Genomic DNA, 12,903 nt, shown 5'->3' on the forward strand with positions numbered 1-12,903 from the left:
ATTAATAATTGATTTAACATAGTATTATTCATTGGATAAGGAATAAGGGAAATCCTGCTTTTTGGTTCCTCTGTTTTTGTTCGGAGTATCTGACATTTCAAAATCAATAGTCATACCTTTCATCAGTGCCTTATGGCTCAACCAGTTTTTAGTATAGTTTTTCCCATCAACAGTCATTTGATTAATGTATCTGTTTTCTGCACTATTGTTAGGAGCATTTATTTCCACCGTATTTCCGTTTTCCAATTGAATAGTCATTTTCCTAAAAAGCGGGGCACCTAAAACATATTGATCAGTAGCTGGAGCTACAGGATAAAATCCCATGGCGGAGAAAACATACCAGGCAGATGTTTGCCCGTTATCTTCATCTCCGCAATATCCATCGGGTGTAGGTTGGTACATTCTGTTCATGGTTTCCCTTACCCATTTCTGCGCTTTCCAAGGCTCTCCGGCATAATTATATAAATAGATCATGTGCTGAATTGGCTGATTACCATGGGCATACTGCCCCATATTCGCAATTTGCATTTCCCTGATCTCGTGGATTACTCCACGGTAATAGCTTTCATCAAAAACCGGAGGTAGGGAAAATACTTTATCTAATTGAGAAACAAACACTTTATTGCCACCCATTAAATCAATCAGACCCTGGATATCATGAAAAACAGACCAGGAATAATGCCAGCTGTTTCCTTCGGTAAAGGCATCTCCCCATTTAAAGGGATTGAAAGGCTGCATGAACTTCCCGTCTTTATTTTTCCCTCTCATCAATTTAGTTTCCGGATCGTAGAGCTTTTTGTAATTCATACTGCGCTTTTTGTAGAGCTCAATTTCCTTTTTAGGCTTGTTTAAGGCTTTTGCCAGTTGATAGATAGCAAAATCATCATAAGCATACTCTAAAGTTCGGGCAGCATTTTCATTAATTCCTACATCGTAAGGCACGTACCCTAATTCTTTATAGTACTCAGCTCCTGCACGACCTACTGCACTCATTGGGCCGGCATTATTTGCTCCATGAAGCAATGCTTCATATAAATTCTCGATATCATATTTATAGGCATCACCGCTCTTAAGATAAGCATCAGCCACAACGGAAGCTGAATTATTTCCCACCATCACATTTCGCAAGCCGGGACTGGCCCACTCAGGCAGCCAGCCACTTTCATCATAAGCATTGGATAGTCCTTCCTGCATTTGGGCATTAAGCGTTGGGTACATTAGGTTGAGGAATGGAAACAATGAACGGAAAGTATCCCAGAAACCTGTATCGGTAAACATGTAGCCTGGCCTTACTTCTCCGTTATAAGGACTATAGTGCACTACATTTCCCTTTTCATCATATTCATAAAACTTCCTTGGAAACAATAAAGAACGATAAAGACAAGAGTAAAATGTTTTTAATTGATCGGAAGCGCCTCCTTCTACCTGTATTCTGCTTAGTTCCTTGTTCCAGATTGCTTTACCTTTTTGCTTTAACTGGTCAAAATCATCAGCTCCTATTTCCTTCAGGTTGCGCTCAGCTTGCTCATAACTTATGAAAGAAGAGGCCACTTTAGCATTTACTATTTCACCTTTGCTGGTTTTAAAACCAATTACTGCTCCTGCATGGTTAGAGGTAGTTTCCAGTGACTGAGTAAGGGTGCTATCACTGAAAGTATGTAAATAGTCAAATTCCTTATCGAATACTACAACAAAGTAGTTTTTAAAGTTTTTAGGTACCCCTCCACTATTTCTGGTGGTATAACCTATTATCTTATTTTCTTCAGGAACAATTTTCACATAAGATCCTCGGTCGAAAGCATCAATCACTACAAAAGCACTATCAGTCTCCGGAAAAGTAAATCGGAAGCGGGCAGCACGTTCTGTAGGTGTAATTTCTGTGGTAACATCATGGTCCGCAAGGTAAACGCTGTAATAATATGGGGTAACTTTCTCTGCTTTGTGTGAAAACCAGCTCTGCCTTTTATCCTCATTAAACATTAACTTTCCGGTTACAGGCATCAGGGAAAATTGGCCATAATCATTCATCCAGGGTGATGGCTGATGGGTTTGCTTAAAGCCTCTGATTTTATTGGCTTCATAGGTATAAGCCCATCCATTTCCCATATTTCCCGTTTGTGGGGTCCAGAAATTCATTCCCCATGGCATTGCTATTGCTGGATATACATTTCCATTCGACAAGCTGTAATGAGAATCAGTACCCATTAAAGGGCTTGCGTAATCCACAGGACTTTCAATTTTTTTGATCAGCTCGTTCTGCGCAAGCACAGACTGAGTGAAAATGACTAGCAAAAAAACTACTAAAGGTATTCTTTTCATATAATGGTAAGTTAATAGATATTTGAATATTTTATTTGAGCGGATTTCGTTTAACTCCTTTTTCGGTAATTTTGACAGGTTTTATCAATCCATTTTCATCAAAGTGCATTTCATCTATGCAGGTTACCCTGGAATTTCTATCGGTTTGATCCAGAGGCCTTCTATGGTATACAATATAATATTTATCTTCTTCAGGCACTTTAATCACTGAATGATGTCCTGCCCCGGTGGCAATTTCAGCATCCTGCTGTAAAATTTTACCCACTCTTTTAAATGGTCCTATAGGAGAATCCGCAATAGCATAAGCTACGCTATAATCCGGCCCGGTCCAGCCTCCTTCCGACCACATGAAATAATATTTGTCATCCTTCTTAAACATGAAAGGTCCTTCAACATAATTTTCAGGCGTAATCTCTTTAAAGGTTTCGCCATCTGCAAAAGGTATAAAGCCTGTGAAGTTTTCGTTCAGCTTTGCAATGTTGCAATGTTTCCAACCTCCATATATTAAATAGTATTGCCCGTCAGAATCCCGGAATGCAAATTGATCAATTGGTTGAGCCCCATTATGAAATTTGCTAATTAATGGTTTGCCCAGATGATCTTTATAAGGCCCTTCCGGTTGCGAGGCTACAGCAACACCAATACCACCCTCCTCTTCATTACTTTGGATGTCATTTGCTCCAAAAAAAAGAAAATACTGATTTCCCTTTTTAATGATTGAGGGAGCCCACATGGCTTTATGTGCCCATTTCACATCAGAAGTATCAATGATTTTTTTATGCTTTTTCCAGTTGACTAAATCCGGTGAGGAGAAAGCATCCAGAAACACCTGCTTTTCATAAGGCGCTGAAAAGGTAGGGTAGATCCAATATTGCTTTTCAAAAATTATTCCTTCAGGGTCAGCATACCAACCTTCAAAAACAGGATTATTTTCTCCCTTCTCTTTCTGTTGAGCCTCTGCAGTAAAAACAAAAATTAAACTAAGCAGTGATAAATAAACTTTTGTTTGATTAAGCATTTGTAATATTTTTAAGCGTATGAAAATTGCTTTTCACCTTCATTATAATTCCACTACACATAATTAAAACGTTTTAGCATAAAAACAAAGTTTATGTTTGATTTTATTTGATGAAGATAAGCTTTTTAACAGATAAGAAATTTGATTACTGTAATTGATTAAAAAAAGCAGAGGGAAAACCCTCTGCTAAAAAAATAAACCACGAAAAAAACAAAAAAATAATTGTAAGGAATCTAAAACCAGATTACACAATGGGTAATCATTTATTGATGACTTTCAGATACATCTCATTGATTCTCGCTCATTACCTAATAGACTTTATTTTAATAGCCATCATTTTGCTTCAAATTAGGATTTGATTGAAGCTGCCTTAATGGAATAGGATAAAGTGTTAGGTTTTTATCTCCACTTGGTTCATGATCCCACCATGATGCAGTTGTGAATTTACCAAATCGGATCAGATCCGTTCTTCTTTTACCTTCGAATATAAATTCACGACCACGTTCAGCCAGCAATTCATCTAATGTTAAACTGGCTGTTGTGTACATTTCATCTGGCCAATCCTCCTCACTAAAGTACCTGCTTCTGCTTTCATTAATCAGGCTAACTGCATCACCTGTGGCATTACCTCCATTTAATCGTATCAGCGCTTCTGCTTTATTGAAATATATTTCTGTGAGGCGATAGATTACGTAATCGTTCTCCAGGTAATTTGGATCATCTTGCGTACCGGAGCGATACTTATGGAATCTTGCACCGCTGTTTTCTTCTCCATCTGTCATGCTACCAACCCCTGTTTGGCCTTCAGAATTCCTTCTGATATTGTTTACATATACAAAAGGCTGACCATTATATTCTTCGGACCCTAAAATAGGCTGGTCAGTACCATATTTGTACTGCGGACCAAATAGAAACCATTCTTGTTTTCTAATATCATTTTCCTGGTAAGCATCAAATGCAGAAGGGATTACCACAAAAGCATTATTGCCGGCATAGTTCACATTTAAAGCGGGAGCCATATTGGAGAAGCCCATGTAAAATGAAGCCCAGCTATATCCAAATCCATTTTTCCTGCTAAAAGGAAACTGGAATATGTTTTCAGGTGAAAATTCATTCAAATTACTAAATGGACCAAGCGGATTCTGATCAAGAGCCATAGAACCTGTCAAAGAACCTCCTTCGCCATTAATAATCTTATCCGAGTAAGTAATGCAGTCCTGCCATCTTTGCTCTCCACTCCATATTTCTGCATTTAGATACAATTCTGAAAGCATAGCATATCCTACAGCTCTGGAAACCCTCCCTAATAAGGCTTGTGACAGTGGTTGTAGTTTTTCCACATTATCCAGTAGTTCCTGTTCTATAAAATCAAAAACCTCTGCTCTGCTTGCAGTTGGCGGAGCTTGAGGAACTCCAACAGTAGTTACAATGGGAACATTGCCCCACATATCCATTATTTTCATATAATGGTAGGCTCTCAACACTTTGGACTCAGCCACTAAAGATTGTAAACGCTCTTCTGTGATGCCTGCAGCTGCAGGATCAATACTTTCAATATCCTCTATTGCTGCATTTACAAAGCCAACACCAGTCCACATTAAGCGCCAGGCATTAGCCAAACGGTTTTCCTGATCAGTCCAGGTGTGGTAATGCTGCCTGATATGATCACCACCATCATACCCATGGCGACCTTTTTGAGTCCATGCGGTCTGATCAGCAGAGAGTTCATTATGATAATAGTAGCCACTTTGGCCTGTAAAAGCCAGCCACGCCTGCATATGAGTAAAAGGACGAAGTGTGGCCTGAATAATCTCCAGCTCGTTGTTGTAAAAATTTGACTCCTCTAACTCTGAATAAGGTGTCTCATCCAGATCCATGCATCCGTTAAATGCAACTGCTAAAAACAGACAAAATAATTGTTTGATATATTTAGATTTCATTGCTCTTAGTTTTAAAATTTCACATTAATTCCTGCAGTAAGTGTAGTTGTGCGCGGATAGAAATTTCTATCATCTATACCAGGATATAATCCAGTGTCCGATACTTCCGGATCTCTACCTGAGTAACCGGTAATGGTGGCCAGGTTTCTTGCATTTACATACACACGCAGTGCATTAATCACTTTTCTTCCGGTAAAGTTGAAGTTATAGCCCAATGTGAGGTTATCCAACTTTACAAAGTCCCCTTTCTCCAGGTAGTAGTCTGAATATTGAGGTGCCTCCGTAATATGGCTATATTTTCCTAAAGCAGAGCTTAAGATATTTCCCCCGATATTAGGGTTTCCATAAAACATATCTACAGTATTTAATATATCGTAATCAAATTTACCTCTGAAGAATACCGTCAGGTCAAAGTTTTTATAGCGGAAAGTATTTGTAAGTGAGGCGTTATACTTAGGCATCCCGTTTCCTATAATCTCTGAATCTTCACTCACCATTTCATCTGTACGACCAGTAGAACCATCTTCTTTGTAAAAAAGCCATTCGCCATCATCCGTAAATCCGGCAAATCGTTTTCCATAAAAGTTGCCTATAGGGCCACCTTCTGTGTTTCTAATAGCATCCCCCAAATTACCGGGATTTCCAATATTCCCTCCAAAAAGCTCAGATACAATATATACATCATTAGAAAGTGTGGTAATCTCATTTTGCTGATAATTGGCTGCCACATCAATTGTCCAGCTAAAATCCCCAGTGTTGATGGCGCGGAAGCTCATTCCCAGTTCTACACCATTATTAGTGATGGTTCCCACATTAGTATATATACTTCCTTGTACATAAGGAGGCTGTGACACACTATAACTCAATAGAAGATCCTCTGTTTTTCTGTTGTAAACATCCAGAGAACCTGACAGACGATTGCCAATAAGTCCAAAATCCACTCCAATATTCCATTCCTTTTTACGCTCCCATCTCAGGTCTGGGTTGGGGTTTTTGTTAGCTCCGTAGGTCTGGTAGTAAGTTGGGATGTACTCGCCATCTCCATTTGGAGTAGCCGGGAAAATAGGATACCTTCCACCTGTACCTAAAGTTACCAACGACTGGTAATTAGGAATCCCCTGATTACCGGTAATACCATAGTCAGCCCTAAGCTTAAGAGTAGTGAACAAATTAACATTTTCCATAAAATTCTCATCTGATATCATCCAGGCTCCTGATATAGCTGGAAAATTTCCCCATTTATTGTTTGCACCAAACTTTGAGGATCCTTCTCTTCTAATGGAGGCCTGAAAGAAATAGCGCTCCATAAAGGAATAAGTGACTCTGGAAAAAATGGCAATTAAAGTGTTATCATCCTTAAAACTCTCCATAGTGGGTCTGGGCAAATCGGTATCAGTTATGGCATTTCCCGCACCAATGTTCCAATCTTTGAAGGCATCAGTAGTGAAACCACTATTGCTCATTTCAAAATCTTCCAAAGTTGAATACTGGTAACTGTAACCTCCTAGGAAATTTAAGCTATGGTTACTGATTTTCTTCTCATAGGTTATAGTAGGTTCAAAAGTTTGTGTGTACTGGAGCCTATTAAATTTGTAAGCATAACCAGTTCCTCTATAGCTACTTCCCTCATTATACTGAGCCCAGTCTTCTGTAGATCTATATTGCCTCTCATTCCTCATATTTCTCTGATAAGAACCAAAAGCGGATATAATTAAGCCTTCTACCAGCTCATATCCAATTTTCGCATCCCAAGAGAAGGTACTTTGCTGTCTTTCATTAATCCGGTTTTTATATTCTGAAAAAGGATTGTATCCATTTTGAGGTTGATAAAAACCAAATTTTCCTTCGTTGTATAAATCAGTTCCTTCATCAGTTGAGTAGGGAGCATAAATTGGAGCAGTAGGATTCCAATCGGTTACTATACCAAACTGTCCTCCTACTAATTGATTATCCTTATTCAAATACCCACCTCCTAATAAATTAGCATCACTAAAATTAGTAGCTATGCTTGACTGAATATTAAATTTATCGTTGAATCCAGTTTGATTAAAACTAGCACGAATACCGTATTCTTCTCTTCCATTTTCCAAGGCTACGCCCTCTAAATCCCTATAATATAATGAAACACGATAATTAGTTTTCTCACTACCACCAGAAGCCGCAAAATTATGGTATTGACTTAAATTAGATTCATCTACTAATTCGTCATAAATGTCTGTTGAATGGCCAAAATCGTTTGCAGATATTAATCCATCAGCAATCGCTCCTCTAAATTGTGAGGCAGATAGAAATTCGGGTTTGGCACTTACATAATCTCTTGAAATATAAGTTGAGTAGTTAAAAGTTGTTATACCAGCTTTACCTTTTTTGGTGGTAATTAATATCACCCCATTATTACCTCTTGTTCCGTATATAGCAGCTGCCGCTCCACTTTTTAGCACGTCAAATGACTCAATATCATTTTGCTGTACCAGATCCAGATTACCCCCGGGAATTCCATCAATTACAATCAAGGGCTCCGTGTTTCCTGTAATAGAAGTAACTCCTCTTAACTGAATAGAAGTACCTCCATTGGGATTATTACCACCAGAACGAGTGATGGAAAGTCCGGGTACCTTTCCCTGAATAAGTGAAAGCGCATTAGTAACCACTCCCTGATTAAAATCTTCCTCAGATACCTTAGAAACAGCAGTAGTGACAGATCTTTTTACCTGAGTTCCGTATCCAACCACCACTACCTCATTCAATGACTCTAAATCTTCCTCCATTTGTACATCAATGGTTGTAGTACGACCAACTTCTCTTTCTGTAGTTGCCATCCCAACAAATGAAAATCTTAGCACTGCTCCTTCTGATGTAACTATAAGAGCGTATTTTCCATCAATATCAGTATGTGCTCCATTGCTGGTTCCTTTTTCCAAAACAGTTACTCCCGGAAGAGGTAATCCTTCCGAATCCGTGACTGTACCCGTAACTGTTGTCTGCTTAAATTCCTGAGAAAATGCTATTGAATTTTCTACCAGTAAGAAATAAAAAAGCAAGCAAGTGAAGATAAATTGCTTACCTCCGAACCCACGCCTTTTCATGTGAAAAAGCGGTATCCTATTGAATAATCGTGCTTTCATAAAGGTTTAATTTTGTTAATAGTTAGTTAATTTTTACCAAACTACTAAATCGATTTAGTAAAACAAAATATTTATTATACTATTTACTAAAACGATTTACTATTTTAACAATAAACCCGCTGCAAAACAAAATTAAATATGCCGCAGTAACCTAATTAAAATATTTAATCAATCAATTGATCAGAATTCAGGAAGGGTGCTTTTAATAGCTTTCCAATAGGTCGGATCAAACAGATAGGAAGCACCAAGAATATTAGACTCCTCAGTATTATTAATAATACTAATTTTGATATGGTAATTACTCTCTTTCCAGTTTTTAAGCAGGTGGGATAAAAACAGGTGTTGAGATTTTGTAATACTGCCACCTATTATTAAAACATCTGCTTTAAATTTCTGTAAATAGGGCAGCAGAAATTTGCTCAGGTTATCTGCAAATTCCTGGAAGAGTAGCGAAGCAATTTCTCTATCATTATCTATAATCTCCTTTACTCCTCTAAATAAATTATTTCCTTTTAATTGCTTATACCTCACAAGAAACCATCGGGTTGAGAAATAATTATCAGCTATAGTTGAAAGAAAAGGTTGATCCCACAAACGTCCGCCACTAGGGATATCATCTCCGTTTACCACCGGTACATTCCCTTTAAGAAAGGCCGCTCCAAAACCTGTTCCTAATGTAATTGCAACAACATTCTGTTCTTCAGTATTTAAAGTATTTACGGATGCACCTATACCAAAAGAAGCTGCATCATTAAGGAATCTCATGTTTAGCTTAGGCTGAATAAGAAGAGGGGACAGATCAGAAGCAACAGATACGCCATATAAAGCCTCATATTTATCATTTCCTTTAAACAGCGCGACTCCTCTACCATACTGGAAGGGTCCTGGCATCGCAAACCCTATCCCTTCAGGCCCTTCCCCATTTATTTTAAGAAGGGTCTGATTGATTACATTTGCCCAATCCTTAAGAATTGTCTCTTTGTTAGCTTTATTATTAATTGAACCTTGAAAAAGAGTATCAGTTATAATGGTATTAGTGTCGTTATTTATGGCAGCACTAGAAATGTGGCTTCCTCCAATGTCCACTCCAATTGTTATTGGCATGTATTTAATCCTTAATAGTAAAATATAGCTATTACTTCCATATCATTTTACAAAACTTTTTTTTCATTCAAAATTCTATAGAAGTTTAATAGAACTTAAAATTAAGAAATAATTTGCTAAAACGATTTATTAATTAGTAATAAATAATTTAGGAACAGGATTTAAGTAAAAAACAATTAAAATCTCTTTCCTAGCTAATCACAAATTTCGCTACTTCGGCAAAGAAGACTCTCTTACAAGTAGCTTGGCATTTAACACAACTTTCTCTACTTTTTGATCCTCTTTCTTTTTCAGAAGTTTTAACATCATTGACATAAGCGTTCCGCAAATTTCTTCAAGAGGTTGCGCAACTGCGGATATCGAAGGCGTAAAAATTTCATACAGGGTATTATCATCAAAAGTAATAATACCAAGCTTGCTTAGTAGAGAGGGGAAACCTTCTTTTATCACTGAGATACCATCTTGCGTTAAATAATTAGTCGCAAAAAATACCGCGTCAACCTCAGGATTATTTATAATAAAATCCTTAATAATAGCTTTTCTATTTACCGGCTTCGCATTGTAGGGGATTTTAAGCACTATCTCATGCAGTTGTTTTTGTCCCACAGCTTTTTTGTAGCCACTCAGCCTGGACAACATTTGAGTCTGTTCAACATCGGTGGTTACAAAAGCTATGTTCTTGAACTTATTTTCTATAAGATGATTTGTAGCATTCAATGTGGCCTCTTCATTATCAATTACCACATAATTAGTAGGCAAATCCTCAAAATATCTATCAAAAAGTATGAGGGGAATATTCTCATCCAACAAATTCTTAATAGTACCTTTTATGCCAGATGAAGGAATAATGATATAACCATCTACCTGTCTGTCCTTAAATAATGCTATTAGTTCCTCAGATTTCTTATCTTCATTGTCATTGCTACAGAATAACACCTTATATCCTTTCTCATAAGCGATATCTTCAATAATGCGAGCAAGTCTGGCAAAGAAATAATTGGATATGTCTTCCACCATGAATACTATGATCTTAGACTGACCTGTGCGTAAGCTTTGTGCTAATTGATTGGGCTTGTAATTAATCTCATCAATATAAGCCAGTACTTTCTTAGTTACTTTCTCTGATATCCTTTTTTCCTTTGCTTTACCATTAATAATAAAAGAAACTGTTGTAACTGAAACATTTAATGCTGAAGCGATATCTTTAATGGAATGTCGTTGTTTTTTCATTTATAAGCATAAAAGATTAAAATTACCAGTAGCAAAGCATTAACTCTATTTATTAGCACTTCAGTTAATGGATCGAATATAATAAATATCTTGAAAAGATGTAATCATATATTGATTGATCAGTGCATCGTAAGACAGGAAGTTATTCCAACTCTAATGCTAATTCTTCCCACTTTTTAGTCAACTGCTCTAATTCCTCGCTAATTTTAGTAAAACTCTGATTGACCTTCATTAACTCATCTGGATTTCCATACACTGAGGGCTTAGCCAACTCATCTTCTAACTGTTTCTTTTGCCTTTCTGCCTGGTCAATTTTATTTTCTAAAGAAGCTAATTCTTTCTGCTTTGCTTTAAAAGCAGCATCTTCCGGGCTTTTTCTCGGCTTTTCCTTTACTTCTACTTTTTTAGGAGCTTCCTGCACCTTAGGTATTACTTTTTCGGCTTCTCTTTTATCATACCAATGCTGAAACTCAGCATAAGTACCAGGGTATTCAACAACCTGATGATCCTCTATAAACCAGATTTTATTTGCTACACCGGAAATAAAATGTCTGTTGTGCGATACAGTAATGAAAGATCCTTCATATTGCTGCAAAGCCTGAATAAGAATATTTTCAGACTGCATATCCAAATGGTTGGTAGGCTCATCAAGTAAAAGGAAATTTGCATTAGAAATCATCGTTTTACAAAGAGCCACACGAGATTTTTCACCCCCTGAAAGCACTTTTATCTTCTTAAAAACTTCTTCATCCCTGAAAAGAAAACTTCCTAAAAGGTTCCTAAGCTCCAGTTCGCTTCTATCACTACCCGCCTGCTTTAGTTCATCAAGTATCTCATTGTTTATATTCAAGGATTCAAGCTGATGTTGCGCAAAGAAACCAAATTCCACATTATAGCCTTCTTCTCTCTTTCCATCATTAACTTTTTCTGATCCGGCTATAATCCTCAATAAGGTCGATTTACCTTTACCGTTTGCCCCAATTAAAGCTATTTTATCACCTCTTTCAATATGCGCTGAAGCATTTTTAAGAATCTGGTTGTCCCCATAAGCTTTATCTACATGATCCAACCTCACTATATGTCTGCCGGATTTATTATTAATTTTAAAACTAAAGTTAATTACGGCATTATTATCAACTACCGCTTCTACCCTGTCCATTCTTCCTAAAGCTTTTACACGGGATTGTACTTGCTTAGCTTTTGTAGCTTTGGAACGGAATCTTTCTATAAATTTCTCAGTCTGTTTAATCTTCTGCTGCTGATTCTCAAAAGCATTCTGTTGCAATTCTGCTCTCAGCTCTTTCTCTTCCTGATAAAAACTATATGAGCCCGCATAATAATTCAACTGTTGCTGATCCACCTCTACTGTTACTTCAATAGTTCTATCCAAAAACTCCCTATCGTGAGAGACAATAATATAAGCCCCTTCATAGGTTTTCAGATAATTTTCTATCCATTGTATAGAGGGTAAATCAAGGTGGTTAGTGGGCTCATCGAGCATTAGCAAAGAAGGTTTCTCCAGTAATAACTTTGCCAACATTACCCTCATCCTCCATCCTCCGGAAAACTGCTTGAGGGGTCTGGACAAGTCTTGAGTAGAAAAACCAATACCTTCCAATATTTCCTCAGCTTTAGCCTGCAAGCTATACCCCTCCATCATTTCAAACTGCTCCTGTGCTTTAGTGAGTTTATCAACCAAATCATCAGAATAGTTCTCTTCCATCTGCTTCAAAATTTTCTCTATTTTGTCCTGAAGCACTAAAGCCTCCTTAAAGGCAGTCATTGCCACATGTAAAATACTCTCTTCCGTTTGATAGGAAAGCAAATCCTGATTGAGAAAACCTATAGTGCATTCCTTACTCATTTGCACTTCACCTCCATCCGGAGTTACATCTCCGTTAATAATCTTCAGTAAAGTAGACTTACCCTGGCCATTTAGCCCGATCAGCCCTATCTTATCTTTTGGCTTAATATGTAAAGATGCATTTTCAAATAGAGGCCTGTCCCCTATGTAGTAGCTTAGATTATTGATTGATAACATAGTGCAAAATTAACTTGCTTTTTAACGGAATAAAATAGATTTAGGGAAATACTTCTTCACTATCCAATGAATAGAGTGGATTTACAAGTAAAAGAAAGAATACATAAAAAAAGGTAGGAGTTTAGC

Annotated in this window: 7 protein-coding genes; all 7 read right to left on the minus strand. The window is 37.3% G+C overall.

Features of this window, described 5'->3' with window-relative positions; all coding sequences use genetic code 11:
* Positions 1-24: 24 nt before the first annotated feature.
* The 7 genes from IEV85_RS01275 to IEV85_RS01305 all read right to left on the minus strand — a co-directional run bounded on the left by IEV85_RS01275 (position 25) and on the right by IEV85_RS01305 (position 12,777).
* Positions 25-2,319 (minus strand): GH92 family glycosyl hydrolase, encoded by a 2,295-nt coding sequence (locus tag IEV85_RS01275; protein WP_188459989.1) that lies wholly within the window; start codon positions 2,317-2,319, stop codon positions 25-27.
* 31 nt (positions 2,320-2,350) lie between these two features.
* A complete protein-coding gene (locus IEV85_RS01280; protein WP_188459990.1) occupies positions 2,351-3,337 on the minus strand; it encodes a glycoside hydrolase family 43 protein in 987 nt (328 codons plus the stop codon).
* 323 nt (positions 3,338-3,660) lie between these two features.
* Positions 3,661-5,277 carry a RagB/SusD family nutrient uptake outer membrane protein gene (locus IEV85_RS01285; protein ID WP_188459991.1) on the minus strand — a complete coding sequence of 539 codons (1,617 nt, stop codon included), beginning with the start codon at positions 5,275-5,277 and terminating at the stop codon, positions 3,661-3,663.
* An 11-nt stretch (positions 5,278-5,288) separates the two neighbouring features.
* Complete coding sequence (locus IEV85_RS01290; protein WP_229712464.1) at positions 5,289-8,402, minus strand: SusC/RagA family TonB-linked outer membrane protein; 3,114 nt, start codon at positions 8,400-8,402, stop codon at positions 5,289-5,291.
* Positions 8,403-8,582: 180 nt separating this feature from the next.
* The gene (locus IEV85_RS01295; RefSeq protein WP_188459992.1) at positions 8,583-9,506 is read right to left on the minus strand and encodes an ROK family protein; all 924 of its coding nucleotides are present in this window, start codon (positions 9,504-9,506) and stop codon (positions 8,583-8,585) included.
* A gap of 210 nt (positions 9,507-9,716) precedes the next feature.
* Positions 9,717-10,736: a LacI family DNA-binding transcriptional regulator gene (locus IEV85_RS01300; RefSeq protein WP_188459993.1), complete on the minus strand. Its 1,020-nt coding sequence runs from the start codon at positions 10,734-10,736 to the stop codon at positions 9,717-9,719.
* A 142-nt stretch (positions 10,737-10,878) separates the two neighbouring features.
* The gene (locus tag IEV85_RS01305; RefSeq protein WP_188459994.1) at positions 10,879-12,777 is read right to left on the minus strand and encodes an ABC-F family ATP-binding cassette domain-containing protein; all 1,899 of its coding nucleotides are present in this window, start codon (positions 12,775-12,777) and stop codon (positions 10,879-10,881) included.
* Positions 12,778-12,903: the final 126 nt, after the last annotated feature.

Source organism: Marivirga lumbricoides, from assembly GCF_014636295.1.
Taxonomy (GTDB): Bacteria; Bacteroidota; Bacteroidia; order Cytophagales; family Cyclobacteriaceae; genus Marivirga; species Marivirga lumbricoides.